Genomic DNA, 26,399 nt, shown 5'->3' with positions numbered 1-26,399 from the left:
TCATGCGAAGGACATTTCGATGATCAATGGCAGCAAGCGAATTCCTCAACCAATCCGCTGGGCGATGGTGGGCGGCGGGCGTGACAGTCAGATCGGCTACATCCATCGTTCGGCGGCCCTGCGTGACCAGTCGTTTGCACTGGTGGCCGGTGCCTTCGACTTGGACCCGCAACGCGGTCGCGACTTTGGTGTGCAACTGGGGGTCGACCCCGAGCGTTGCTACGCCGACTATCGCAGCCTGATTGAGGGCGAAGCCGGGCGGGCGGATGGTATCCAGGCTATTTCCGTGGCGACGCCCAATGGCACTCACTTTGAAATCACCAAGGCCGCTCTGGAAGCGGGGCTGCATGTGGTCTGTGAAAAGCCGCTGTGCTTCACCCTTGAGGAGGCGCAAACCCTGCGCGAAATCGCGTTGTCGCGAAACCGGGTGGTGGGGGTGACCTACGGCTACGCCGGGCACCAATTGATCGAGCAGGCGCGGGAAATGATCGCCCAGGGTGAGTTGGGTGAGGTGCGCATGGTGCACATGCAGTTTGCCCATGGCTTCCACTGTGAGGCGGTCGAGGCGCAGAGCGAGGCGACCAAATGGCGGGTCGATCCGCGCCTCGCCGGCCCCAGTTATGTGCTGGGAGACGTTGGTACTCATCCGCTGTACTTGTCGGAAGTCATGCTGCCCGAGCTCAAGATCAAACGGCTGTTGTGCACCCGCCAGAGCTTTGTCAAAAGCCGCGCACCACTCGAGGACAACGCCTACACACTGATGGAATACGAAGGCGGGGCCATGGGCAGTGTGTGGTCGAGCGCGGTGAACGCCGGATCCATGCATGGCCAGAAAATTCGGGTGATCGGCTCCAGGGCCAGCCTTGAATGGTGGGATGAGCGGCCGAACCAGCTGTCATTCGAAGTCCAGGGTAAACCTGCCCAGGTGCTGGAGCGCGGGATGGGTTATCTGCATCCCCATGCGTTGCTTGATGACCGGATCGGTGCCGGGCACCCGGAAGGGCTGTTCGATGCCTGGGCCAACCTCTATTACCGTTTCGCCTTGGCCATGGACGCCGCCAACCGTGGTGATCATGAACAACTGGCAACGCTGCGTTATCCAGACATCAATGCCGGTGTCGAAGGCGTGCGTTGGGTCGAGCGCTGCGTCCATTCCGCGGACCTGGGTGGGGTGTGGGTCGATTACTGAGTCACGGGTGCCCCTGGCAGATCGGCGTGCGGCTGAGCAGTCGTGAGATAGACTGATCAGCGGACATCGGACGGTGGGGGGCGCAAGTGGCGCAGTTCACATGGATTCGCTGATCACCGCAGCAGCGCGTGCGCTCGCGGCGGGTGATCCGCTCGGCGCGCTGAACCGCATCGCCCTGCGCAACGACGCACCTGCACTTGCCCTTCGTGGCATCGCGATGGCGCAACTGGGTGACCTTGTGCGAGCGAAGGCGCTGGTGCGAAGTGCCGCGCGGGCGTTCGGTGCGAAGGAGGCCTTGGCCCGCGCGCGGTGTGTCGTCGCCGAAGCCGAGATCGCGCTCGCCTCGCGTGACCTGAACTGGCCGGTGAAGGCGCTCGACGCCGCGCGGGCGACGCTTCAGGCACACGGCGATTGGGTCAACGCCGCCCATGCGCGCTATCTCGAGATTCGCCGCTTGCTGCTGATCGGGCATCTCGACGAGGCCGAGCAACGTCTCGCCGAACTCGACCCGACGCCATTACTGCCTGCGTCGAGGGCCGCTTACGAACTGGTTCTGGCGGGCATCGCGATGCGTCGTCTGCAAACGAAAGCGGCGCGTGCTGCACTTGTTCGGGCCGAGCATGCCGCGCAGCACGCGGGCATTGCGGCGCTCACCGCCGAGGTCGAAAGCGCCTCGCATATCCTCGATACGCCAGCGGCGCGGCTGATTATCGATGGGCAGGAACGGCCGCTGCTACTCGATGAGATTGAAACGTTATTGGCGTCCCCCACGCTGGTGGTGGACGCCTGCCGGTACGTCGTGCGCGACGCAGGCTCGTCGGTTTCGCTCGCCCGGCGTCCGGTGCTGTTTGCGCTCGCCCGGGCGCTGGGCGAAGCGTGGCCCGCCGACGTGCCGAGGGAAGCGCTGATTGCGCGAGCCTTTCGGATGAAGCACGTGGATGAGTCCCATCGCGCACGGTTGCGCGTCGAACTTGGGCGGCTGCGCAGGGCGCTGCACCTGATCGCCGACGTGGTCGCGACCCCGAGAGGGTTTGCGCTGGTGCCACGGGTTGCGTCTGACGTCGTGGTGCTGGCGCGGCCTGTCGAAGAGCAGCATGCGACGCTGCTCGCTTTTCTCGCTGACGGTGAGTCGTGGTCGAGTTCGGCCCTGGCGTTGGCGCTCGGCGCCAGTCAGCGCACCGTGCAACGAGCCCTCGACACGCTGGCGGCGACCGGCAAGGTGCAGTCATTCGGTCATGGTCGGGCTCGTCGCTGGATGTTCCCGCCGGTACCTGGATTCGCGACGGGATTGTTACTCACGGCGTTGCTGCCCAGTGATTAGCATCCTCATCACTACCCCAGTGATCGCAGTCAGTAAACGAGGAGCAAGACATGAAACATTCAACGGCTGAAATCATCCGCGAATACGGGCCTTTTCCAGGCGTCGACCATGTGCATGGCGTCACCCATGACGGTCAGCGTGTCTGGTTTGCCTCCGGCGACAAACTCAACGCCCTGGACCCGGCCAGCGGCAAAACCCTGAAATCGATCGATGTCGCCGCCCACGCCGGCACAGCCTTCGACGGCCAGCACCTGTTTCAGATCGCCGAGGATCGCATCCAGAAGATCGACCCGCAGACCGGCCGTGTGATCTCCACCATCCCCGCGCCCGGTGGCGGTGGTGACTCAGGGCTGGCGTGGGCCGAAGGCACGCTCTGGGTCGGTGAGTATCGCGAGCGCAAGATCCATCAGGTCGACCCCCAGACCGGAGCGGTGCTGCGCACCCTGGAATCCAATCGTTTCGTCACCGGAGTGACCTGGGTCGAGGGTGATCTGTGGCATGGCACCTGGGAAGGTGACGAGAGCGAGCTGCGACGAGTCGATCCGGCCACGGGCGAGGTGTTGGAGAGTGTCCAGATGCCGGCTGGTGTCGGCGTGTCGGGGCTGGAGTTCGATGGCCACGACCGGTTTTTCTGTGGCGGTGGCAACAGCGGGAAGGTGAGGGCTGTGCGCCGGCCTGAATGAAAGGCTGCGACTATAAAACGGCTTTGTATCAGAGCGCTTGCAGAGGCGGCGAGTGTGACTGCCGCCTTTGGGACCGTGCCTATGGGGGAACTTGGAAATAGCCGATAGGCCCGCTCCCTGAAAAATCTGTGGAATATGAGTCATTTACGATACAACCATTACCCATTCTTTACATTGGAACGGTGCTCAAACCCCCGCAAACACTGTCTGAAAGGGCGAGAAAGGTTGTTTTTCTCGCCTAAACAGAGAGTGACGTAATGAAGTTGAACAAAGTTGTAAAAGCGGCGGTGGTTTTCGCCTTGTTGTCGTCCCTGTCGGGCTGCTGGATGTTCTTCCCACCAGGTGGTGGTGGTGGTGGTGGTGGTGGTGGTGGTGGTGGTGGTGGTGGTGGTGGCCATCATGGAGGTTTTGGGGGTGGGCCCGGTGGCGGACCACGCTGAGCAGCTTCACTCAGCGTGTCAAAAGGTGAACGCTTGCGCCGAGCGTGACGAACGCTGAGTCATCTCGGTTTCCAGCAGATGCTCAACCAGCACATCATTCAAAAAACGGAACTGATCGTTGAGCCCGACCACTTCGTTACTGAAGTGGTTGGTGGCTGCCGGTATCAGCAAGGTTTCGAATTGCTTATCGAACACCAGCGCGACCGCTTTGCGAGAGATCACCTGCTGGGAATAGTAGTTGCTGCCGAACACCGGGAAACTCACGGTAAGGCTGACGGAATAAATCATGATGTCGGCTCCTCGGTTTGATCGATATCCAGCACGAAGCGGGAAAACAGGGTCAGGGTGATGGCCGTCAGGGCAAGGCAGGTCAGGAGATGGATCAACATGGTGTGCCCCTCCGATGTGGGGTTTAAGTGGCGATAAGTTGATCCTGCGCCCAGCGTTTTTTTTGCGGAAGGCATTCGCGGCGATGGTGAATATCGACGTGGATGATGGTGGCGTTCCTCGATGGACTTGCGGGCCTGCTCGCGCAGGCATTTTTGAAGGCGCTACCACACTTCCTGACGGACGGCCCCCGGCCCCGACCTATACTCAAATCAACATGCTTTTGCGCGTCAAACACTCCGTTCGACGCAGACTGTAGGACACGCGATCTTGAACCTGCGTTCGCTGATCGCCGCTGTGTTGTTGGTGGTACTGGCGGGATGCGTCACGTCTGCGCGTGCCCCGGTAGCGGTGGCGCCGGTAGTGGTTTCCCAGAGCACCTGGCAGCAGGTGGACCAGGAAATTGTCGCGGCTTCGCAGCAGGCCACCGAACAGGCCAGGGTATACGCCCGCGGGTCCATGGAACATTGGCGCACGCGGGTTTACGAACAGACTGAAGAAGTCTTCATTCCGTGGTTCAGTAGCTACTGGACCCAGGAATGGCTGTCAATGAAGGTCAGCTGGTACACCCTCAGTGCCGGGGGTGAGCAGGATGCCTCGGCCAAACGCCTGGCGGCCTATCTGTTGGAGCAATATCACCACAAAGTGCTGGACCCGGTAGCGGTGGAGATCGATCCCGACGAGATCCTCGGGCAGGCGACAGCGTATTACGTGCAAGCTCTCGGCCAGCAACTTCAGGTCATCTCCCAGCGTCATGGCGTGCCGATGGCGCAGCTCAACGACCGTATCCAGAAAATTCCGGCGATTTCGCTGGGACCGCCGCCCGCCCGTGACGCGTCGCTGTATCAGGTGGTGCACAGTGAACCGCTGACTAAGTTGCCGGCCTACGCGGCGTTGATCGACAAGATCCACGCGGCAGGCGGTGAGAAGGGTATTGCCTCGACGGACGCCGGCATGACGCCGGTGGCCAAACGCGCAAGTAAGCGGATGGAAGCCGAAATGGCCCCACGAGGCGCGGCCGGTGCCGTGGCGGCAGCGGCGGGGAAACTGGCCGGGGCGTTGATTTCCCTGGGAGTGGCGGGGGTGCGTGCGGTTATTCAAGCCAACGACCGACCTGATAGCGAGGCGCTGATCCGCAGCAGCCTGGGCGACTCATTCGACAAGGCGTGGCTGAAGCTGGTGCAAAACCCTACCACCGGTGTCATGGCCGGAACGCTGTACATGGCCGGGCAAATCGAAGGCGGCTTGGCCCAGCCTGCTGCACAACCTGTCGCTCAGCCCGTCGAACCGTCGGTCGGCTTGGGCGCGGGAACTGTCGATTGGAGCCACGCTGGATCGACTACCCAGCAGATCAACCCATAACCCGAGGAGAATGATCATGGCTTACGTTGATGGCTTCGTCGCAGCGGTGCCCAAGGCCAACCGCGAAAAATTCAAGAAACACGCGGAGTCCGCCGCGGCGATTTTCAAGGAGAACGGCGCGCTCAGCCTCGCTGAATGCTGGGGCGACGACGTGCCTGATGGCAAAGTGACGTCGTTTCCCATGGCGGTCAAACTCAAGGAAGACGAGACCGTGGTGTTTTCCTGGATCGTCTGGCCGGACAAGGCCACCCGTGACGCTGGCATGGCGAAACTGATGAGCGATCCACGGATGCAACCGGACGTCAATCCGATGCCGTTCGACGGCCAGCGGGCGATTTTTGGCGGTTTCGAAATGCTCGTCAAAGCCTGAAGAGGCGGCAGGATCACTCCGGCGTTGGGGTGATCCTGCAGCTTTTGCGATTGCGAATCTCGCTGTCCGACGGCCGCTCCTTGATGAACTCGAAGCGCGGCTCGCCTTCGTTGTAATGAACCAGCCAGCCCCATTCCAGCTCGGACTCATCCTGGCCGGGCTTCGGTGGCACGGCCCACCATGGCTCTTTGCTGATGACCTGACGCATGGCGTCCTCCCGTCAATTCGGTTGCTTCAACTATAACGCGCATGCCGGCAGGTGCCAGAAATGGACTTGCTGGCGTGGTATCCCTTTGTAAAATCAAAGGGTCCCCGAGCATTGAGGTGCCAGACATGAGCGATGAAACCCGCGAGCCGTTCAAACGGCTGTTCTTCGCCCTGAACTGCGCCCCCGAACAACGCCGGGCCATTGCCCAATGGCGCGCCGCACTGGGGCTCAACATCGGGCGCCCGGTGCCGGCGGAAAACTTTCATCTGACCCTGCTGTTTCTCGGCACGGTGGGCATGGCGCAAATAGCGGGTGTCTGCAAGGCCGCCGCCAATATCCGCACGTCCGGCGTGCCGTTGACGGTGGTGCTGGATCGGCTGGACGTCTGGCGTCGCTCCGGGGTGTTGCTGCTGGCGCCCGCGCAGGCGGCACCGGAGCTGCTGCGCCTGGTGTATGCGCTGGAGCAGGCCATGCTGCCGTTCGGTTTTGAAGACACCCATCGGGAATTCCGCCCGCATTTGACCCTGATGCGCGACTACCGGGCGCCGGTCCCCGAATCCGCGACGCCGCCGGAGTTTTACCTGCGCGCCGATCGCTTCAGCCTGTTCGAGTCTCATAAAGGCCGGTACATAGCGCTGGCCGAGTGGCCGCTGGTCGCTTCATAAGCCCACAAAAAAAGGCGCCCGAGGGCGCCCGAAACTCACCTTAACCGAGGAAGCCAGGTGAGGCCGTTCATCAGAGAGGAGTGCAGCGGTGGTAAGGCGCTGCGTGAACGGAAAACGGGAAAGCGATGATCGTTCCCACGCGGAGCGTGGGAATGATCAGTGCCAGTGGGGGGTTACTTACCGAGCTTCACCCGCGTCCAGCCCCGGGTCATGATCCGCTGGGTGGCGATTGGCATGTCAGGAATGGCATACAACGTCGCCATCACCGCTTGCGGCGGATACGACCCCGGGTCGTCGCGAATCGCTTCATCCACCAACGGCGTGGCCGCCGCGTTGGCATTGCTGTAGCCGATGCTGTTGGTGACTTCGGCAATGATGTCCGGGCGCATCAGGAAGTTCATGAACAGGTAGGCGTTGTCGACGTTGGCGGCGTCCCGTGGGATGGCGACCATGTCGTAAAAGCTACCGGCGCCTTCTTTCGGGATGCTGTACTCGATCTTGACCTTGTCGCCGGCTTCCTGGGCGCGGGCCTTGGCTTGCAGCACATCGCCGGAGTAACCGACGGCGACGCAGATGTTGCCGTTGGCAAGGTCGGAGATGTATTTCGACGAATGAAAGTAGGCCACCGATGGCCGGATCTTCATGAACAGCGCTTCGGCTTCGGCGATTTGCGCCTTGTCCCGGGAGTTCACCGGGTAGCCCAGATAGTGCAGGGCAGCCGGAAGCATTTCCGTCGGCGAATCCAGAAAGCTGATGCCGCAGGCTTTGAGCTTGGCGGCGTTTTCCGGTTTGAACAGCAAGTCCCAGGAGTTCACCGGCGCATTGGTGCCGAGCACTTCCTTGACCTTGGCCGGGTTGTAGCCGATGCCGATCGAACCCCACATGTACGGGAAGGCGTGGCCGTTATCCGGGTCGCTGGCCGAGGCGTTTTTCAGCAGCACCGGGTTGAGATTCTTCCAGTTCGGCAGCTTCGATTTGTCCAGTTCCTGATAGACCCCGGCCTTGATCTGCTTGGCCAGGAAACTGTTGGACGGCACCACGATGTCATAGCCCGATTTTCCCGCCAGCAGCCGTGTCTCAAGGGTTTCGTTACTGTCGAACACATCGTAGGTCACGCGGATGCCGGTCTCGTCTTCGAACTTCTTGACGGTGTCCGGGGCGATGTAATCCGACCAGTTGTAGACGCGCAGAACCTTGTCATTGGCCTGGGCGCCAGCGGTGATTGCGCCCAATAAGGACAGTGTCAGCAGAGTCCTGCCAAACATTTTCATCGGTACAACTCCATTCTTTTTATTCAAATCACATAAAACAAAAATGCGGTGAACACAAAACCTGTGGCGAGGGGGCTTGCCCCCGTTGGGCCGCGAAGCGGCCCCCAAACCTGTAAACGAGGTGTATCAATCACACTGAATTCGCTGGTTTACGACTGCTTCGCAGCCGAACGGGGGCAAGCCCCCTCGCCACAGGATGGTGCTCACTTAACTGAAAATCAGTGGCACTAGACCGTCGCTTCTACCATTTGCTTTTTCGGTTGTTGCCAGGACTCGCTGGCCGTCTGGTCCATCGCTTCCTGGATCGCTCGTTTGCGGGTGGCTTCGGCCCTGCGGCTGAAGTACCAGACCATGAACGTGACGATCGACACCGCCAGCAAAATCAGACTGGCCACGGCATTGATCTCAGGCTTCACGCCCAGACGCACCGCCGAGAACACTTCCATCGGCAGGGTCGTCGACCCTGGCCCCGACACAAAGCTCGCCAACACCAAATCATCCAGCGACAAGGCAAACGACATCATGCCGCCGGCCGCCAGTGATGGCGCGATCATTGGAATGGTGATCAGGAAGAACACCTTGAGCGGCCGTGCACCGAGGTCCATGGCGGCTTCTTCGATGGACAAATCCAGCTCACGCAAGCGCGCCGATACCACCACCGCCACATAGGCTGCACAGAATGTGGTGTGAGCGATCCAGATGGTGACGATGCCGCGTTCCTGCGGCCAGCCGATCATCTGCGCCATGGCCACGAACAGCAGCAACAGCGACAGACCGGTGATCACTTCCGGCATTACCAGCGGCGCCGTCACCAAACCACCGAACAGCGTACGGCCCTTGAAGCGCGTCACGCGGGTCAGCACGAACGCCGCCAATGTGCCGAGCGCCACCGCGGCAATCGCCGTATAGCAGGCGATTTCCAGCGAGCGCACCACTGAGCCCATCAGTTGCGTGTTGTCGAGCAGGCCGACGTACCACTTCACCGACCAGCCGCCCCACACCGTCACCAGCTTCGAGGCGTTGAACGAGTAGATCACCAGAATCAGCATCGGCAGGTAGATAAACGACAGGCCGAGCACCAGCATCAATCGTGAAAATCCGAAACGGTTCATCCCCGTCCCTCCATCTCTTTGGCCTGGCTACGGTTGAACAGCAGAATCGGCACAATCAGGATCGCCAGCATCACCACCGCCAGGGCGGACGCCACCGGCCAGTCGCGGTTGTTGAAGAACTCCTGCCACAGCACGCGGCCGATCATCAGGGTTTCCGGGCCACCCAACAGTTCCGGAATCACGAACTCACCGACCACCGGAATGAACACCAGCATGCAGCCTGCGATGATCCCGTTCTTGGCCAGCGGCACCGTGATTTTCCAGAAGTTGTTGAAGTTGCTCGAGCCCAGGTCCGATGCGGCTTCCAGTAGGCTGCCATCGTGCTTCACCAGGTTGGCGTACAGCGGCAGGACCATGAACGGCAGGTAGGCGTAAACCACCCCGATGTACACGGCGGTGTTGGTGTTGAGGATCTCGATCGGCTGCGACGTGAGCCCGGTCCACATCAAAAACGCATTGAGCAATCCGTTGTTGCTGAGGATGCCCATCCACGCATACACGCGGATCAAGATCGCGGTCCAGGTCGGCATCATGATCAACAGCAGCAAGACGTTTTGCGCTTCCTTGCTGGCCTTGGTGATCGCATAGGCCATCGGGAAACCGATCACCAGGCACATCAGCGTGCTTAAGAATGCGACCTTCAACGAGCCAAAGTAAGCCGAGATGTACAACTCATCTTCGGTCAGCAGCGAGTAGTTGCCGAGGTTCAGCAGCAGCTGAAATTTCTGTTCGGCGAAGGTGTAAATCTCGGAGTAGGGCGGAATGGCCAGGGCTGCTTCCGAGAAGCTGATCTTCATTACCAGGAAGAACGGCAACAGGAAAAACAGGCACAGCCACAGGAATGGAATGCCGATGACCATTTTGCGGCCACTGGGCACCAGGAGCAGGAACTGCTGATTGAAGGTTCTCATGAGCGCAGTACCACGCCGCTGTCGTCTTCCCACCACACGTAGACCTGATCGTCCCAGGTCGGGCGTGCGCCACGGCGTTCGGCGTTGGCCATGAACGACTGGACGATCTTGCCGCCAGGCAACTCCACATAAAACACCGAGTGGCCACCGAGGTAGGCGATGTCATGCACCTTGCCTTCGGACCAGTTGTAGCGAGTCTCGGGCTTGAGGGTGCTGACCAGCATTTTTTCCGGGCGGATGGCGTAGGTGATCGACTTGTCCTGCACCGAGGTGCTCACGCCGTGGCCGACGTAAATCTTCTGCGCAAGGTCCGGGCTGTGAATGATCGCGTGGCCTTCCAGGTCTTCCACAACGGTGCCGTCGAAGGCGTTCACGTTGCCGATGAATTCGCAGACCATGCGGCTGACCGGCGCTTCATAAATGTCGACTGGGCTGCCGATCTGGGCGATCCAGCCCAGGTGCATGATCGCGATGCGCTCGGCCATGGTCATGGCTTCTTCCTGGTCGTGGGTCACCATCACGCAGGTCACGCCGACGCGTTCGATGATTTCCACCAGCTCCAGTTGCATCTGCGAACGCAGCTTTTTATCCAGTGCGCCCATCGGTTCATCGAGCAGCAACAGCTTCGGGCGCTTGGCCAACGAACGCGCCAACGCCACACGCTGACGCTGACCGCCGGACAACTGATGCGGTTTGCGTTTGGCGTATTGGGTCATGTGCACCAGGCGCAGCATTTCTTCGACACGGGCGTCGATTTCGCTGGCGGGCAAACGGTCCTGCTTGAGGCCGAAGGCGATGTTCTGCGCCACCGTCATGTGCGGGAACAGCGCATAGGACTGGAACATCATGTTGATCGGCCGTTCGTAGGGCGGCATGTCAGTGATGTCGACACCGTCGAGCAGAATCCGCCCTTCGGTCGGGCGCTCGAAGCCGGCGAGCATGCGCAGCAGCGTCGATTTGCCCGAGCCGGAACCACCGAGCAAGGCGAAGATTTCGCCTTGATGGATTTCCAGGGACACATCGTCCACGGCGGTGGTTTCGTCGAATTTCTTGGTGACGCGGTCGACTTTCACCAGCACCTTTTTCGGTGCCTGGTGACCATCAAGAGCCTTCCTGTAGATGCTGGAGGCGTTTGCCATATGAAACTCCCAACAGGTTTCAGTCGTCGGGCCAACACGGCCTGACTTAAGAGTGGATTGCAAACCCGGGCCGGGCGATGCCATTGAATTCAACGCTTACCGCTCGGGCTTATTCGGCACCGCCGTCCTGGCTGCCTGGTCGTACTTGTTGTTATTGCGGTTCATCTATTACGCAAGCCACCGGCGCGCAAAGGCACGCCCGCCAGACTCACGGGGGCAGTCAATCGATTAGAAATGTTTGAAGTCAGCGCGTATTACGCAGCGCCGCCCGTTGTCGGCACGCCTCGCCAAACGCCTGGAAAATACTCAAGTAAGGGGGATTCGAAAGCACCTGCCATTCCGGGTGCCACTGCACGCCGACGGCGAAGGTCTTGCTGTGCTCGACGGAGATCGCCTCGATCAAACCATCCGGCGCGATCGCCTCAGCGCGAAGGCCGGGTGCGAGTCGGTCGATGCCCTGGCTGTGAATCGAATTGACCTGGAATACCTGCGGCAGGTCCAGTGCTTCGAACACACCGCCCGGTTGCACAGTCACCGCATGGGCCGCGGCGTACTGCACGGCCAGATCGGGACTGTCCGCTTCCCGGTGATCGAGCATGCCGGGCAGTTCGTGCACCTTCTGATGCAGGCTGCCGCCGAACGCCACGTTCATTTCCTGAAAGCCCCGGCAGATGCCGAGCACCGGAACACCGGCGGCGATGGCTGCGCGCAATAAGGGCAGGGTGGTGGCGTCCCGTTGCGGATCGTGATCCGTACCGGGAGCGCTGGCCGGGCCTTGATAGTGGAAAGGCTCCACATTCGACGGCGAGCCGGTCAGCAACAGACCGTCGAGCTGCGCGAGCAGCGCATCGGTTTCGGTCAGGTCGCCTAAGGAAGGAATGACCACTGGCAGCCCCAATGCCGCGACGCTGACAGCACGCAAGTACTTGTCGCCGCTGACGTGGTAGGGGTGCAGGCCAATCTGTTTGACGCACGCAGTAACGCCGATCAATGGCTTGAATGCCATTTTTATCACCTCGAAGTTTCACACTTGAACGAGCTTTTCCGGAGCTTAGCCTTGTTGATTTTAATTAACAACTCTCATGTAAAAAATTCTAAACGCCGAACGTCCGATGCTGAGGGTCTACGCGGTGTTCAAGCCTGATATGGCACTCTGGTGCCCAAAAAAGGCCAGAAAATAAAGGCTGAAAGGCCATGTGTTCGCTATTGACTTCACTTTGCCGTTCGGGTTGACTGGCTCTCGCAAGTGAAGTGAACATAATAATTAACAGCTAATAGGTGCATCATGTCGGTCCCTCTGCGTGCCGTTCAACTCAACGAAGCAAACGCATTCCTTAAGCAACATCCTGAGGTTTTGTACGTCGACCTTCTGATTGCGGATATGAACGGTGTGGTGCGCGGCAAGCGCATCGAGCGCACCAGTCTTCACAAGGTCTACGAAAAAGGCATCAACCTGCCGGCGTCACTGTTTGCCCTGGACATCAACGGTTCCACGGTGGAAAGCACCGGCCTGGGTCTGGACATCGGCGACTCGGATCGCATCTGCTATCCCATCCCCGATACCCTCAGCATCGAACCCTGGCAGAAGCGCCCGACCGCGCAATTGCTGATGACCATGCATGAGCTCGAAGGCCAGCCGTTCTTTGCTGACCCGCGCGAAGTGCTGCGTCAGGTGGTGAGCAAGTTCGATGACATGGGCCTGACCATTTGCGCGGCGTTCGAACTGGAGTTCTACCTGATCGACCAGGACAACGTGAACGGTCGTCCGCAGTCGCCACGCTCGCCGGTGTCGGGCAAGCGTCCGCACTCGACGCAGGTGTACCTGATCGACGATCTGGACGAATACGTCGACTGCCTGCAAGACATCCTCGAAGGCGCGAAAGAGCAGGGCATCCCGGCTGACGCCATCGTCAAGGAAAGCGCCCCGGCGCAATTCGAAGTCAACCTGCATCACGTCTCCGACCCTATAAAGGCCTGCGACTACGCGGTGCTGCTCAAGCGTCTGGTGAAGAACATCGCCTACGACCACGAGATGGACACCACGTTTATGGCCAAGCCATATCCGGGTCAGGCGGGCAACGGTTTGCACGTGCACATTTCGATTCTCGACAAGCAAGGCAACAACATCTTCGCCAGCGAGGATCCCGAGCAGAACGCCGCGCTGCGACATGCGATCGGCGGTGTGCTCGAGACCCTGCCGGCGCAGATGGCGTTCCTCTGCCCGAACGTCAACTCCTACCGTCGTTTCGGCGCGCAGTTCTACGTACCGAACTCGCCAAGCTGGGGCATCGACAACCGTACCGTGGCGGTGCGCGTACCCACCGGTTCGGCGGATGCCGTGCGCATCGAGCATCGTGTCGCCGGTGCCGATGCCAACCCGTACCTGCTGATGGCCTCGGTATTGGCTGGCATTCACCACGGCCTGACCAACGAAATCGAGCCGGGCGCCCCGGTGGAAGGCAATAGCTACGAGCAGAACGAGCAAAGCCTGCCGAACAACCTGCGCGATGCATTGCGCGAACTGGACGACAGCGAAGTCATGGCGCGCTACATCGACCCGCTGTACATCGACGTGTTCGTGGCGTGCAAGGAAAGCGAACTGGCCGAGTTCGAGAACTCCATTTCAGACCTTGAGTACAACTGGTACCTGCACACAGTTTGATGGGCCTGAACGGTGGGTCAATGCCATTGATGTCGAATGTGAGGCCCCCCTTCGCGGGCAAGCCTCGCTCCTACAGGGATGATGCGTCCCTTGTAGGAGCGAGGCTTGCCCGCGAAGGCACCAGCACAGCCACCATCGAAATCACCTGACACGCGACATTCGCCGGCACCAATAGAACGATCAACTATTCCTCTGCGTCGAGTCACAACCATGACAAACACTCGCAGCGACTGGGAGCAACGCTTCCAGTCCTTGACACTAGAAGGCCGCGCATTCATCGACGGCCAATACTGCCCGGCACTCAGTGGCGACACCTTCGAATGCATCAGCCCGGTCGACGGCCGCTTTCTGGCGAACATCGCCAGCACCGACGAAGCCGACGCCAATGCGGCAGTCGCCGTCGCGCGCCGTGCATTTGAATCCGGCATCTGGGCGCGGTTGGCGCCCGCAGAACGCAAGCGCATCTTGATTCGCTTCGCGGACTTGATCCTGGCCAACCAGGAAGAACTGGCGCTGCTGGAAACCCTCGACATGGGTAAACCGATCAGCGATTCCATGAGCATCGACATTCCAGCGGCCGCCAACGCGATCCGCTGGAACGCCGAAGCCATCGACAAGATCTACGACGAAGTCGCCGCCACCCCGCACGACCAATTGGGCCTCGTCACTCGTGAGCCGGCAGGCGTGGTCGCCGCGATCGTGCCGTGGAACTTCCCGCTGATCATGGCCAGCTGGAAGTTCGCCCCAGCCCTGGCGGCAGGCAACTCGTTCATCCTCAAGCCCTCGGAAAAATCACCGCTGACGGCGATCCGCATCGCGCAACTAGCCCTCGACGCCGGCATTCCCAAAGGCGTGTTCAACGTGTTGCCGGGCTTCGGTCACACCGTCGGCAAGGCGCTGGCGTTGCACATGGACGTCGACGTGCTGGCCTTCACTGGCTCCACCGCGATTGCCAAGCAACTGATGATCTACGCCGGGCAAAGCAACATGAAGCGCGTGTGGCTGGAGGCGGGCGGCAAGAGCCCGAACGTGGTGTTCGCCGACGCGCCGGACTTGCGCGCAGCGGCTCGGGCAGCGGCCAGTGCGATTGCCTTCAACCAGGGCGAAGTCTGCACCGCCGGCTCGCGCCTGCTGGTGGAGCGCTCGATCCGCGAGCAGTTCATTCCGTTGCTGGTGGAAGCGCTGCAAGCCTGGAAACCGGGGCATGCGCTCGACCCTGAAACCACCGTCGGCGCCGTCGTCGATCAGCGCCAATTGGACAATGTGCTGCGCTACATCCAGGTCGGCAAAGACCAGGGCGCGCAACTGATTGCTGGCGGCAATCGCACCCTTGAAGGCACCGGTGGCCTGTACGTGGAGCCAGCGATATTCGACGGCGTGACCAACGCCATGACCATCGCCCGGGAAGAAATCTTCGGCCCGGTGCTGTCGCTGATCACCTTCGATACCACGGAGGAAGCCCTGCAGATCGCCAACGACAGCATCTTCGGCCTCGCCGCTGGTGTGTGGACCAGCAATCTCAGCAAGGCCCACACCTTCGCTCGCGGCTTGCGCGCCGGCAGTGTCTGGGTCAACCAGTACGACGGCGGCGACATGACCGCGCCGTTCGGTGGGTTCAAGCAGTCGGGTAACGGTCGGGACAAATCGCTGCACGCGTTCGACAAGTACACCGAACTCAAAGCGACCTGGATCAAGCTCTAACACTTTTACAGCGGCGGTCGCCGGCATAGGCCGGCGGCCCTCGGAGAAATGTATGAAACACAGCTCTACACAAAATCATGTAAACAGCTATTACGCCGCAACCCGCAACCAGACCGGCGATTACCCGGTGCTTGAAGAACTGGTGGAATGCGATGTCTGCGTGATCGGCGCCGGCTACACCGGGCTGTCCTCGGCGCTGTTCCTCAGCGAAGCGGGCTATAGCGTAACGGTACTGGAAGCAGCCAAAGTCGGCTTCGGCGCCAGCGGTCGCAACGGCGGTCAGCTGGTCAACTCCTACAGCCGCGACGTCGATGTAATCGAAGAGCGCTACGGCGACAAGACCGCCGAAGTCCTTGGCAGCATGATCTTCGAAGGCGCCGACATCATCCGTTCGCGCATCAAGGAATACGACATCAAATGCGACTACCGCCCCGGCGGCATCTTCGCAGCGCTGAACAAGAAGCAGCTCAATGGCCTGGCCGAGCAGAAGCGTAACTGGGAACGCTATGGCAACAACAACCTGAAAATGCTCGACGCCTCGGACATCCAGCGCGAAGTCGGTTGCGACAACTACGTCGGCGGCCTGCTGGACATGCAGGGTGGTCACATCCACCCGCTGAACCTGGCCCTGGGCGAAGCCGCTGCGATCATTCGCCTGGGCGGCAAAATCTACGAACAATCCGCCGCCGTAGACATCTCCTATGGCGAACCGATCACCGTGCGCACCGCCAAAGGCGTGGTGCGGGCCAAGTACCTGCTGATCGCCGGCAACGCCTACCTGCCGCAAGACCTCGACAACCGCGTGACCCGCAAAAGCATGCCTTGCGGTTCGCAAATCGTCGTCACCGAGCCGTTGTCGGAGAAGGTCGCCCGCAGCCTGATCACCAATAACTACTGTGTCGAAGACTGCAATTACCTGCTCGACTACTACCGCCTCACCGCCGACAACCGCCTGCTGTACGGCGGCGGCGTGGTCTACGGCGCCCGCGAGCCTGACGACATCGAACAACTGATCCGCCCGAAGATCCTCAAGACCTTCCCGCAACTCAAGGACGTGAAAATCGACTACCGCTGGACCGGCAACTTCCTGCTGACCATGTCGCGCATGCCGCAATTCGGCCGCATCGAGAAAAACGCCTATTACATGCAAGGCTACAGTGGCCACGGCGTCACTTGCTCGCACCTGGCCGGCAAACTGATCTCGGAAATGATCCGCGGCGACGCCGAACGCTTCGACGCCTTCGCCTCCCTGCCACACATGCCGATGCTCGGCGGCCGCACCTTCCAGGCCCCACTCACCGCCATGGGCGCGGCGTATTACGCCTTGCGAGACCGCTTCGGCATCTAGGTTGAACCTGCCGGCGGTCTCCGCCGGCCAAGCCTACGCATCAATCCTGTGGCGAGGGGGCTTGCCCCCGTTCGGCTGCGAAGCAGTCGTAAAATCAGCCCATTCGGTGTACCTGATACGCCGCGTGGGCAGGTTTTTGGGCCGCTTCGCGACCCGACGGGGGCAAGCCCCCTCGCCACAGTTTCTAAACCAGAACTGACTGACATCAGAAGCCGACAGCTTTTTTGCCAGCCGTTTATCGAACCTGCTGAGCTGCACCGACAAACGTGATTTAATACCCGCCTTCCACGGTTCCGGGACGGGAAACGGCGTAATCCGCGGCCACCAGTCGCCCGCCACCCACCCCCATTACCCCTTAAGTAGTTCTCACATAAGGCTGTCATGGACACGGGCTCACGACTCAAATTAGTACGCGAAAGCTACAAACTGTCCCAGCGCGAGCTGGCCCGGCGTAGCGGCGTCACCAATGCCACCATCTCCCTGATCGAACAGAATCGCGTCAGTCCCTCCGTCAGCTCCCTTAAAAAACTGCTCGAAGGCATCCCCATGTCCTTGGCGGACTTCTTCACCTTCGACCAACCGCCGCGCGAGCATCAGTACGTGTTTCGCGCCAATGAACAGCCGGATCTCGGGCGTCATGGGTTGCGGTTGTTGTTGATCGGGGCTTCGGTGCCGAGTCGGCAGATGCGGCTGTTGCGCGAGCAATACGCGCCTGGGGCGAGCTCTGGGGAAGAGCCAATCGTGCATGCTGAGGGGGAGGAGTGTGGGCTCGTAACTCGCGGCACGGTTGAGTTGACGGTGGATGGGCAGATTAGTGTGTTGAATGCCGGGGATGGGTATTACTTCCCGACGACGCTGCCGCATCGGTTTCGCAATATTGGGGCGGATGAGGCAGAAATCATCAGCGCCAACACCCCGGCTAACTTCTGATACCTAAAGCAGACATTAAACCTGTAGCAGTCGATAGCAGCCGTTCATGGTCGCTATCAATGAAACCCGGACAGAGTCCGGGTTTTTTATTGCTTAAAAAAAGATCCTGCCGTTTGGCACTTGGCTTTTTCTCTGTGGACTACAGCGCCTTGGTGTTGTGAGCATTTTTCTACACCACATCAGGAAACGTCCTGCGCTCTCGTCGGAAGCGCCCGATTTAGCCATTACAAGTTGTCCCTTAACCTCCATCGAATGGATCCATTCATTGACGCCAGAATAATGGCCATCTAATATCTAGCCACCATTGTGCCATTACTCTCCATTCGAGGGATCGAACATGTACCCACCCGCCCTCGTGGCGAGGTTGTGCCTGGCTTTGCTGTGCCTTTCTCCGCTGAATCTTGCTCACGCCGCCCCCACCCCCGGTGAAACCGATCTGATCCGCGAACGTCAGGATCGCTTGCTCGACGAGCAGCGTCGGCGTCTCGAAGAGCTCAAGGAATTACCCGGCAAGGCAGCCAAGCCCGCGCCACCGACGGCCCCGGCCGACGCCCGTTGTTTCCCCATCAAGGACATCGAGCTCAAAGGCGCCGACAGTCTTTCGGACGGCGAGAAAAATCGTCTGCTCAAACCTTACATCGGTCAGTGCCTGGGCGTTACGCAGCTCAACGAGTTGCTGAAAGTCATCACCGATCTGTACATCGAGAAGGGTCTGGTCACCAGCCGTGCCTACTTGCCGCAGCAGGATTTGTCCGGTGGGCATTTGAAGGTACTGGTGGTCGAGGGCCGGCTCGAAGGGTTGAAGGGCGCGGAGGGCAGCCAGCTGTCGGACCGTGAACTGGCCATGGCTTTTCCCGGCAAGAGCGGGGAGCTGGTCAATCTGCGGGAAATCGAGCAGATGGTGGATCAGCTCAACCGCTTGCCGTCGAATCAGGCGCAGATGGAGTTGTCGCCGGGCAAGAACGTCGGTGGCAGTGAAGTGCTGGTCAAGAACACGCCGCAGAAGCCGTGGCGTGCCGGGTTGTCGCGCAGTAACGACGGCCAGCGCAGCACCGGCGAGCAGCAGTGGGGCACGACGTTCGATTGGGACAGCCCGCTGGGCCTGGCCGATCAGTTGATGCTGCGTGGTGGTCACGATGCGATGAGCGATCACCAGCACACCTCCAACAACGCGATGCTCAATTACAGCGTGCCGTGGGGCTGGTGGAACTTCAGTTACACCTACAGCCAGAGCGAATACCGCTCGCAAGCCCAGGCCAATGGTTTCAATTTCAAGCAGACCGGCGACAGCGAAAACCATCAGCTGCGCGCCGAGCGGGTGATCCATCGCGACGCCCTGAGCAAGACCTCCCTCGGCACCGGTCTCTCGTACCTGCGCACCAACAACTTCATCGAAGACAGCAAGCTCAAGCTGAGCAGCAACCGCATCAGCGAAGCGCAGTTCGGTATCAACCACGGTCGGCGGGTCGGCAGTGCCTTCGTCAACCTCGACCTGGGCATGCAACAAGGCATCGGCGCGTTCGACGCCCAGGGTAACGGTGATCCGGGCCCCGGCGAGCCGAACGCGCGTTACCGCAAATACACCGCCACCGCGAGCTATCTGCAGCCGTTCAAGCTGTGGGGCGAGTCCTTCAGTTTCAGCAGCCTGATGACCGGCCAGCGCAGTGAAGACGTGCTGTTCAGCCCGCAGCGCACCAGCCTTGGCGGGCAGTCGTCGATTCGCGGTTACAAGGACCAGTCGTTGTCCGGCGACAGCGGCGGCTACTGGCGCAACGACCTGCGCTGGAGTCGTCCGGTGACGCTGGAATGGCTGCGCCCGGTGTTCGCTGAATACGGCACCAGCCTGGGTTACGACCAGGGCGTGATCCGTGGCGACCGCTACAACGGCGATCAGCACGGGCGCATGTCCAGCGACTCCGTGGAGCTGTTCGCCCGGGGTCAGCATGTGGCCGCCAGCGTGACTTTTGCCCATTCCCTGGAACGCCCTGACGTGCTGACCGAACGCGAAGCGCCGATCTATTTCCGCGTGGATTTCTTTCTCTAAATTCTGCTTTAACGAGATTCGATCATGGATGTTCGCCAACTGGCCTTTCTGGCCGGCCAGCCCGCTGCTGCCTTAAAAAACCGTGAACACTTCTGGGGCATGCCCAAGCGCGGGCTGGCGTTCCTGTTGGCCAACGTCATGTTCTGGCAGCCGATGTGGGCGCAGGCCGACGGGATCGTCGTCAGCACGCCGGGTACCACGCTGGATAACGCCGGCAACGGAATACCGATCGTCAACATCGCCACGCCCAACGGCAGCGGTCTGTCGCATAACCAGTTCCACGATTACAACGTCGGCACTCAGGGCGTGATCCTCAACAACGTCGCCAGCCAGACCGGTGCGACGCAGTTGGGCGGGATCATCATTGGCAACCCGCACCTGAAAAACAGCGGTGGGGCGCAAACGATACTTAACGAAGTCATCGGCGGCAGCCCCAGTCAGTTGCGCGGTTACACCGAAGTGGCAGGGCAGTCTGCCCGCGTCATTGTTGCCAACCCCTACGGCATCAGTTGCAACGGCTGCGGCTTCATCAACACCCCGCGCGTGACCCTGACCACCGGCAAACCGGTGCTGGACGGTAGTGGTCGTCTGGATCGCTTTCAGGTCGATCAGGGCAGTGTCTCCATCGATGGCACGGGCCTTGATGCCAGCCAGGTCGACGGCTTCGAAATCATCACCCGCAGCGCGAAGATCAACGCCGAGATCCATGCAAAAAACCTGACCATCGTCGCCGGTCGCAACGACGTGAATGCGGACAACCTCAACGCCACCGCCCGTGCCGATGACGGCAGTGCCAAACCGCAACTGGCTATCGACTCTTCGGCCCTGGGCGGCATGTACGCCGGGGCGATCAAGCTGGTGGGCACCGAGCAGGGCGTCGGCGTGAAGCTGGCGGCGGAACTGGCGGCCAGCGCCGGGGATATTCAGATCGACTCCAACGGCCAACTGAGCATGGCCAAAGCCACCGCCAGCAACGTCGTCGACATCAAGGCCAAGAGCCTCGATGCCCAAGGACCGATATACGCCGGAACGCAATTGGCCGTGCAGACCGCCGAAGATCTGGTCAACCGACAAAGCCTCGCGGCCAGGGACACGGTGCATCTGACGAGCGGTGGCAAACTGACCAACCTCGGCGTCATCGAAGCCGGGGTCAATGCCGACAACAGCCGCAACGCCAGCGGTGATCTTGTCCTCAACAATCAGGCGCTGAGTAACAGCGGCAGCCTGTTGGCCAGCCGTTCCTTGAACGTGCAGGCTGATGGCTCGCTCGACAACCAGAACGGCATCATTCAGGGACGCGACGTCACGCTCAATGCCGCTCGATTGCTCAACCAGGGGATCAATGCGCGGATCTTCGGCGAAGGTCGTCTGGCGTTCAACGCCCCGGCCATTATCAACCTCAACGGATTGATTCGCTTCGCCGATGGCCAGGCCGCGACCCTGACCCTCGACAGCCTGGACAACCGCCAGGGCCGCATCGAAATCGCCGACGGTAGCCTGACGCTCAACGCCCGGGAGCTGAAGAACGGCGATGGCAAAATGATTGCCGGCCGTCTGGACCTGGTCACCCGTCAACTCGATAACACCAACGGTTTGATCGCGGCCAATCAGACCAACGCCAAGGTCACGGCCAGTGAGCGCCTGGACAACGGCAAAGGCAAAATTCAGGCTCAGACCGCTCTGTCGGTGTCCGGCGGCGAACTGCTCAACCAGGGCGGCACGCTGGTTGCCGATGAAGTGACCGTCAACGCCACCCGCGTGGATAACAGTCAAAAAGGCGTGATCAGCGCTGAAGGCGGTGCGCTGAACCTGACCCTCGACGAAGACCTCGATAACCACGACGGCAAGGTGCAGGCCTCAAGAAAACTGACCGTCACCGCCCAGAGCATCAACAACCGCAACGCCAGCCTGACGGGCAAAACCCTCGAGCTGACCAGCCGCGGCAAACTCGACAACACCCAAGGCACGATCTCGTCCGGAGACAGCGTTCTGGCTACCCAGGATCTGGACAACACCCAAGGGCTGATTCAGGGCAACACAAGCCTCAAACTCGTTGGCCGCGACCTGAATAACACCGAGGGCAAGCTGCTGGGCGGCACCGTCCATACGACACTCGACAATCTCACGCAGAACACCAACGGCACCATGAGCGCTGGGGTTGGCAAGCTCACGCTGATCGTCACTCAACACCTGAACAGTGCCCTGGGCCGATTGCAGGCCACCCACGGGGACGTGGACATTCATGCCGCGAGCATCGACAACCGCGCAGGTGTCGTGGCCGGTCAGCAATTGCTGCTGGTCGCCGAAGGCGGGCGCATCGACAACCGTGGCGGGCGGGTCATGGGTGATCGCCTGGACTTGCAAGCCGCCAGCCTCGACAACAGCGATAACGGCCTGCTAGCGGCGGGCGTTGACGGCGCACGGTTGGTCCTCAAGCAGACGGCCCCCGGTCAGTCACAGTTGTTGAACATCAAGGGCCGGATTCAAAGCGAAGCCGGTCTGCAGATCGAAAGTGACACGGTCGACAACAGTGCCGGTGTCCTGCTCGGTAAAACCATCGACGTCACCGCAGGGCAACTAAGCAACAACGACAAGGGCGGCATCGTCAGCAGCGATGGCACCATCGAACTGAAAATCGCCGGTGTTCTCAGCAACGTCACCGGCGTGGTCGACGCCGGTGATCAACGCCTACTGCTCACCCGACTGACGGAACTCGACAACCGTGGCGGCACCTTGCGTGGCAAGCGTCTGGATATCAGCAGCACGGCCGTCGACAACCGCAACGAAGGCCAGATCATTGCCGGCAGCGATGGCCTGAAAATTGTCGGCGCGAGCCTGCAAAACCAGCAAGGTGTGATCCTCGCCAACGGCAGCCACGCAGAACTGGCGCTGGGCCAGGGCAGCCTGCAGAACCAGGGCGGGACTCTTCAGGCCGACAGCCTGGATATCACCGCTGCCGACCTCGACAACAGCGCCGTCAACGGCAAGGCCGGGCTGATCTCCAGTCTGCTGGGTGACTTGCAATTGACGGTCACTCGCCTGACCAACCGTGCTGGCAAGTTGTTCGGCAAAGACCAGGTCATCTTCGATGGTTCAAGCCTGGACAACGCCGGCGGTGAGATCAGCGGCACGCGGCTGGGGCTTGAAGCCGTCAGCCAGATTCTCAACCAGGGCGGGCTGATCGAATCGGCCACCGACCTGAACCTCATCAGCGGACAGTTGAATAACAGTGTCGGTGGCCAGGTCCGCGCGCTCGGTGGCGCGTCGAGTCAGATCAAACTGACCGGCAACCTGAACAACCAGAACGGCGTTATCGAGATCGGCAGCCAGGACCTGATCCTCAGCGGCGTTCAGCTCAATAACCTCAGTGGTAGCGTACGTCACGCGGCGCAAGGCCTGTTCGATCTTGACCTGAGTAACCTGACCGGCAGCCAGGGCAGCCTCACCGGTCTGGGCAATGGCAGTTGGGACATCGGCTCAGTCAACGGGGTGGGCACCTGGCAACTCAACGGTGGCCTGACCTACACCAGCGCCCAAGACCTGACCCTCAATGCCGGTGACCGTATCGCCAGCGCTTCGGCGCTGAGCCTGAATGTCGCCAACCTGACCAACGCCGGCGAGCTGCTCAGCGACGGCAACCTGTCGCTGACCCTGGGCGGCAATCTGTTCAACAGTGGCCGAGTCTCGGCCAAGCAAAAACTGACCATCGGCGCCAACGATCTGATCCAGCGCGATGGTCGTCTGGTCAGTGGCGGCGACACACAACTGACCCTGCGTGGCACCCTCGACAGCCTCGGCCGCCTGATCGCCAATCAAAACCTGACGGTGACGGCGGCCCGGATCGATAACAAAGGCACCCTCGGCGCGCAAGGCAAGGTCACGCTCAAGGCGGCCAATGGCATCAGCAACGGCGCCGATACGCTGTTGTTCAGCGGCGGTGCGATGGAGCTGCACGGCAACAGCCTGAGCAACTATTTCGGTGATATCTACAGCCGCGGCAACCTGACGTTCAGTGCCCCTGATGGTGGCCGTGCGGCCTCGTTCAGTAACCTTTCGGGGACTATCGAAAGCGAAGGCGACATCGACATTAACGTGGCGTCGCTGGTCAACGCCAAATCCGAATTCGAGCTGACGTCCGGGCAATCTTCCGGCAGCCTGGATTGGCAATGCGGTCAGCACTGCGGGGGACACGACGGCTGGAAACGCGGCAAGATCACCATCACCACCCAGTTCAACGACACCGTACTCAAGGACTCTCGCGCCTCACGGCTGGTGGCTGGGAAAAACTTCACCGTTCACGCCAATCAGGTCGAAAACCGTTACAGCCTGATGGCAGCCAACGGCAACCTCGACCTGACCGCTGACAGCCTGCTCAACCAGGGTGCCGCGTCACGTTCGGGACAGCGGGTCGTGATAATCGGCACCCCCGGTCGTATCGACAATAGTCTCTGGGACAAAATGGAGTTCATCGATGTCCCGGCGTTCAACGCGGCGACAGCGGCGGGTAATTTCGATGAGGTACGTTTCAAGGAACTGAGCGACCGGTCGAGCGACAGTCGGTTCGCGGTACAGAGCGACGTCACCACCTGGAATGAAAACGGCAACAACGTTTACGCCGCCGTGTTGCAAGCCGGTGGCAACGTCCGACTGAGCGTCACCAACACCATCCAGAACGGCACGCTCTACGACAACACCTTCGGCCAGTTGACCGGTTCGCTGAGCAGCGACCAGACCGCCTCGGTCGGCGGCATCAATATCAACTTGGGCAAACGTAGCACCGACGCCAGCGCCCAGGTGGCCAAGGATGTCACGCGCATCGAGCGCGTGGATGCCGATGGCGTGAAGCAGGTCAGCTTCGTCCCGGTCGACTTCCGGGGTGTGCCATTTGCCGCCGTAGACCCGACGGCGTCCTCGACATTCCGACTGCCCAAGGGGCCGTACGGCATGTTCGTGCAGAGCCGCAACCCGCAAAGCCGATACCTGATCGAAACCAACCCGGAGCTGACCCAGTCCGCGGCATTCATGAGTTCCGATTACCTGCTGGGCAAGCTCAACTTCAGCGCCGATGAAGCCGCGCGCCGTCTCGGTGACGGTCGCTATGAATCCCGTCTGATCAGCGACGCTGTAATGGCTAAGACCGGCCAGCGCTTTCTCGCCAGCGGCCTGAACGATGATAACGAGCAATTTCGTTATCTGATGGACAACGCCCTGGCCAGCAAAAACGAGCTGAGCCTGTCGCTGGGCGTCAGCCTGACTTCCGAGCAGGTCGCGGCCCTGACCCACGACATCGTGTGGATGGAAGAACGCATCGTCGATGGCCAGAAAGTGCTGGTGCCGGTGCTGTATCTGGCCCAGGCCGAATCGCGCAACGTGCGCGGCGGCAGCCTGATCCAGGGGCGCGACCTGACCCTGATCGCCGGCAACGACCTGGTCAACGTCGGCACCCTGCGCGGCACTCACGACCTGTCCGCCGACGTCAAAGGCAGCCTCTATCAGGGCGGCCTGGTCGAAGCCAACGAACGCCTGAGCCTCATGGCCACGGACAGCATCCGCAACGCCCTGGCCGGCGACATTCGCGGCAACCAGGTCAGCCTCACCACCCTCAAGGGCGACATCGTCAACGACCGCACCGCCATCGCCGTGGGCGAAGGCTCCGGCATGCGCACCCAGGTCGACGCTGGTGGCAGCATCAGCGCCCGCGACACACTGACGATCAAATCCGCCCGCGACCTGACCAACTCCGGCGCCATCAGCAGCGGCGGCGACGCCAGCCTGAGCGCCACCCGCGACCTCAACCTGCTGGCCACGCGCAACGAAAGCGAAATCCACGACATGGCAGAGGGCGGCCACCGCTCCACCATCACCACCACCGTGGAAAACCTGGCGTCCAGCGTCACCAGCGGCGGCAACCTGACCCTCAACGCCGGCCGCGACCTCAACGTCATCGCCAGCACCGCCAAGGCCGAAGGCGACCTCACCGCTGACGCCGGGCGCGATCTCACCCTGGCCTCGGCCGGCGACGAACACAACGTCGAAACCCGCAGCAAGGACGGCAAAAAACGCATCCACGAAGAGGACAACCACACCGTACAGAAAGCGGCCGAGTTCAGTGCCGGCGGCAATGTGATCACCCGCTCCGGCGGGGACACGACGCTGGTGGCGAGCAAGATCAGCGCGGGGAATGAAGCGTATGTGTACGCGGGTAATAACCTGAACCTGCTGGCGGCGCAGAACAAGGATTACACGCTGTATGACATGAAGGAGAAGGGTGGCTGGGGTGCCAAGAAAACCCAGCGTGATGAAGTCACCCAGGTAACCCACGTCGGCAGCGAGATCAAGACCGGTGGCAACCTGACGCTGATCAGCGAGGGCGATCAGCGCTATCAGGTGGCGAAGCTGGAGAGTGGCAAGGACATCACGCTGGACAGTGGTGGCTCCATCACCTTTGAAGGGGTGAAGGACCTGCATGACGAGAGCCACACCAAGAGTGATGGCGACGCCTTCTGGACCTCATCGAAAGGCAAGGGCAATACCGACGAGACACTGCGCCAGACCCAGATGATTGCCAAAGGCAACATCACGATCAAGGCCGTCGAAGGTCTGCGAATCGACCTCAAAGAGGTGAATCAGCAAAGCGTCAGTCAGACCATTGATGC

Annotated in this window: 20 protein-coding genes; 13 read left to right on the top strand and 7 right to left on the bottom strand. The window is 60.8% G+C overall.

All coding sequences use genetic code 11. The features are described 5' to 3' along the window. The first annotated feature begins 19 nt into the window (after nt 1–19). From JUI81_RS07365 to JUI81_RS07350, 4 genes are all read left to right on the top strand, one after another. Nucleotides 20–1,189 carry a Gfo/Idh/MocA family protein gene (locus tag JUI81_RS07365; protein WP_096479998.1) on the top strand — a complete coding sequence of 390 codons (1,170 nt, stop codon included), beginning with the start codon at nt 20–22 and terminating at the stop codon, nt 1,187–1,189. A 100-nt stretch (nt 1,190–1,289) separates the two neighbouring features. Beyond that, nucleotides 1,290–2,510 carry a helix-turn-helix domain-containing protein gene (locus JUI81_RS07360; RefSeq protein WP_204124012.1) on the top strand — a complete coding sequence of 407 codons (1,221 nt, stop codon included), beginning with the start codon at nt 1,290–1,292 and terminating at the stop codon, nt 2,508–2,510. 50 nt (nt 2,511–2,560) lie between these two features. Then, the gene (locus tag JUI81_RS07355; protein ID WP_204124011.1) at nt 2,561–3,193 is read left to right on the top strand and encodes a PQQ-binding-like beta-propeller repeat protein; all 633 of its coding nucleotides are present in this window, start codon (nt 2,561–2,563) and stop codon (nt 3,191–3,193) included. A gap of 257 nt (nt 3,194–3,450) precedes the next feature. Then, nucleotides 3,451–3,633 (top strand): hypothetical protein, encoded by a 183-nt coding sequence (locus JUI81_RS07350; RefSeq protein WP_177324931.1) that lies wholly within the window; start codon nt 3,451–3,453, stop codon nt 3,631–3,633. Nucleotides 3,634–3,651: 18 nt separating this feature from the next. On the opposite strand, the gene JUI81_RS07345 is transcribed toward JUI81_RS07350, so the two are convergent. Further along, complete coding sequence (locus JUI81_RS07345) at nt 3,652–3,921, bottom strand: hypothetical protein (protein WP_019580258.1); 270 nt, start codon at nt 3,919–3,921, stop codon at nt 3,652–3,654. A 369-nt stretch (nt 3,922–4,290) separates the two neighbouring features. Between JUI81_RS07345 and JUI81_RS07340 the strand changes: the two genes are divergently transcribed. Next, nucleotides 4,291–5,382 carry a hypothetical protein gene (locus JUI81_RS07340; RefSeq protein WP_204124010.1) on the top strand — a complete coding sequence of 364 codons (1,092 nt, stop codon included), beginning with the start codon at nt 4,291–4,293 and terminating at the stop codon, nt 5,380–5,382. A gap of 16 nt (nt 5,383–5,398) precedes the next feature. Continuing rightward, nucleotides 5,399–5,752, top strand: a complete 354-nt coding sequence (locus JUI81_RS07335; RefSeq protein WP_018930098.1) for a DUF1428 domain-containing protein — start codon at nt 5,399–5,401, stop codon at nt 5,750–5,752. Between the two features lie 13 nt (nt 5,753–5,765). On the opposite strand, the gene JUI81_RS07330 is transcribed toward JUI81_RS07335, so the two are convergent. Continuing rightward, entirely contained in the window at nt 5,766–5,960 is a 195-nt protein-coding gene (locus tag JUI81_RS07330; protein ID WP_018930099.1) for a hypothetical protein, read from the bottom strand. Between the two features lie 125 nt (nt 5,961–6,085). Between JUI81_RS07330 and thpR the strand changes: the two genes are divergently transcribed. Continuing rightward, nucleotides 6,086–6,625: an RNA 2',3'-cyclic phosphodiesterase gene (thpR, locus tag JUI81_RS07325; RefSeq protein ID WP_019580261.1), complete on the top strand. Its 540-nt coding sequence runs from the start codon at nt 6,086–6,088 to the stop codon at nt 6,623–6,625. Nucleotides 6,626–6,798: 173 nt separating this feature from the next. Here thpR and JUI81_RS07320 read toward each other — a convergent pair whose 3' ends face one another. The 5 genes from JUI81_RS07320 to JUI81_RS07300 form a co-directional block, all read right to left on the bottom strand. Next, complete coding sequence (locus JUI81_RS07320) at nt 6,799–7,896, bottom strand: polyamine ABC transporter substrate-binding protein (RefSeq protein ID WP_204124009.1); 1,098 nt, start codon at nt 7,894–7,896, stop codon at nt 6,799–6,801. A gap of 227 nt (nt 7,897–8,123) precedes the next feature. Then, entirely contained in the window at nt 8,124–9,008 is an 885-nt protein-coding gene (locus JUI81_RS07315) for an ABC transporter permease subunit (protein ID WP_018930102.1), read from the bottom strand. Further along, nucleotides 9,005–9,886: an ABC transporter permease subunit gene (locus tag JUI81_RS07310; protein WP_167331203.1), complete on the bottom strand. Its 882-nt coding sequence runs from the start codon at nt 9,884–9,886 to the stop codon at nt 9,005–9,007. Before JUI81_RS07310 ends, JUI81_RS07315 begins: the two co-directional genes overlap by 4 nt. A gap of 29 nt (nt 9,887–9,915) precedes the next feature. Then, nucleotides 9,916–11,058 (bottom strand): polyamine ABC transporter ATP-binding protein, encoded by a 1,143-nt coding sequence (gene potA / locus JUI81_RS07305; protein ID WP_018930104.1) that lies wholly within the window; start codon nt 11,056–11,058, stop codon nt 9,916–9,918. 244 nt (nt 11,059–11,302) lie between these two features. Beyond that, a complete protein-coding gene (locus tag JUI81_RS07300; protein ID WP_086944873.1) occupies nt 11,303–12,064 on the bottom strand; it encodes a gamma-glutamyl-gamma-aminobutyrate hydrolase family protein in 762 nt (253 codons plus the stop codon). 279 nt (nt 12,065–12,343) lie between these two features. Between JUI81_RS07300 and JUI81_RS07295 the strand changes: the two genes are divergently transcribed. The 6 genes from JUI81_RS07295 to JUI81_RS07270 all read left to right on the top strand — a co-directional run. Further along, entirely contained in the window at nt 12,344–13,720 is a 1,377-nt protein-coding gene (locus JUI81_RS07295; RefSeq protein WP_018930106.1) for a glutamine synthetase family protein, read from the top strand. A 210-nt stretch (nt 13,721–13,930) separates the two neighbouring features. Further along, nucleotides 13,931–15,421 (top strand): aldehyde dehydrogenase, encoded by a 1,491-nt coding sequence (locus JUI81_RS07290; protein ID WP_204124008.1) that lies wholly within the window; start codon nt 13,931–13,933, stop codon nt 15,419–15,421. 52 nt (nt 15,422–15,473) lie between these two features. After that, on the top strand, nt 15,474–16,769 hold the full coding sequence (locus tag JUI81_RS07285) for an FAD-binding oxidoreductase (protein WP_019648644.1): 1,296 nt from the start codon (nt 15,474–15,476) through the stop codon (nt 16,767–16,769). 381 nt (nt 16,770–17,150) lie between these two features. Beyond that, nucleotides 17,151–17,699 (top strand): cupin domain-containing protein, encoded by a 549-nt coding sequence (locus JUI81_RS07280; protein WP_008011722.1) that lies wholly within the window; start codon nt 17,151–17,153, stop codon nt 17,697–17,699. A gap of 337 nt (nt 17,700–18,036) precedes the next feature. Beyond that, nucleotides 18,037–19,743 carry a ShlB/FhaC/HecB family hemolysin secretion/activation protein gene (locus JUI81_RS07275; RefSeq protein WP_204124007.1) on the top strand — a complete coding sequence of 569 codons (1,707 nt, stop codon included), beginning with the start codon at nt 18,037–18,039 and terminating at the stop codon, nt 19,741–19,743. 24 nt (nt 19,744–19,767) lie between these two features. Further along, a partial coding sequence (locus JUI81_RS07270) for a filamentous hemagglutinin N-terminal domain-containing protein (protein WP_204124006.1) occupies nt 19,768–26,399 on the top strand: 6,632 nt, incomplete at its 3' end.

The sequence above is a fragment of the Pseudomonas sp. 008 genome (assembly GCF_016861935.1).
Lineage (GTDB): Bacteria > Pseudomonadota > Gammaproteobacteria > Pseudomonadales > Pseudomonadaceae > Aquipseudomonas.
Note: the sequence above shows the minus strand (reverse complement) of the source record. Positions and strands in the feature narration are given on the sequence as shown.

Bases quoted from the DNA above. Each gene is read 5' to 3' on its own strand.
- JUI81_RS07345 (WP_019580258.1), bottom strand. From the start codon at position 3,921: ATGATTTATTCCGTCAGCCTTACCGTGAGTTTCCCGGTGTTCGGCAGC.
- JUI81_RS07335 (WP_018930098.1), top strand. From the start codon at position 5,399: ATGGCTTACGTTGATGGCTTCGTCGCAGCGGTGCCCAAGGCCAACCGC.
- JUI81_RS07275 (WP_204124007.1), top strand. From the start codon at position 18,037: ATGTACCCACCCGCCCTCGTGGCGAGGTTGTGCCTGGCTTTGCTGTGC.
- JUI81_RS07355 (WP_204124011.1), top strand. From the start codon at position 2,561: ATGAAACATTCAACGGCTGAAATCATCCGCGAATACGGGCCTTTTCCA.
- JUI81_RS07365 (WP_096479998.1), top strand. From the start codon at position 20: ATGATCAATGGCAGCAAGCGAATTCCTCAACCAATCCGCTGGGCGATG.
- JUI81_RS07295 (WP_018930106.1), top strand. From the start codon at position 12,344: ATGTCGGTCCCTCTGCGTGCCGTTCAACTCAACGAAGCAAACGCATTC.
- thpR (WP_019580261.1), top strand. From the start codon at position 6,086: ATGAGCGATGAAACCCGCGAGCCGTTCAAACGGCTGTTCTTCGCCCTG.
- JUI81_RS07285 (WP_019648644.1), top strand. From the start codon at position 15,474: ATGAAACACAGCTCTACACAAAATCATGTAAACAGCTATTACGCCGCA.
- JUI81_RS07290 (WP_204124008.1), top strand. From the start codon at position 13,931: ATGACAAACACTCGCAGCGACTGGGAGCAACGCTTCCAGTCCTTGACA.
- JUI81_RS07350 (WP_177324931.1), top strand. From the start codon at position 3,451: ATGAAGTTGAACAAAGTTGTAAAAGCGGCGGTGGTTTTCGCCTTGTTG.
- JUI81_RS07300 (WP_086944873.1), bottom strand. From the start codon at position 12,064: ATGGCATTCAAGCCATTGATCGGCGTTACTGCGTGCGTCAAACAGATT.
- JUI81_RS07360 (WP_204124012.1), top strand. From the start codon at position 1,290: ATGGATTCGCTGATCACCGCAGCAGCGCGTGCGCTCGCGGCGGGTGAT.
- JUI81_RS07320 (WP_204124009.1), bottom strand. From the start codon at position 7,896: ATGAAAATGTTTGGCAGGACTCTGCTGACACTGTCCTTATTGGGCGCA.
- JUI81_RS07315 (WP_018930102.1), bottom strand. From the start codon at position 9,008: ATGAACCGTTTCGGATTTTCACGATTGATGCTGGTGCTCGGCCTGTCG.
- JUI81_RS07280 (WP_008011722.1), top strand. From the start codon at position 17,151: ATGGACACGGGCTCACGACTCAAATTAGTACGCGAAAGCTACAAACTG.
- JUI81_RS07330 (WP_018930099.1), bottom strand. From the start codon at position 5,960: ATGCGTCAGGTCATCAGCAAAGAGCCATGGTGGGCCGTGCCACCGAAG.
- potA (WP_018930104.1), bottom strand. From the start codon at position 11,058: ATGGCAAACGCCTCCAGCATCTACAGGAAGGCTCTTGATGGTCACCAG.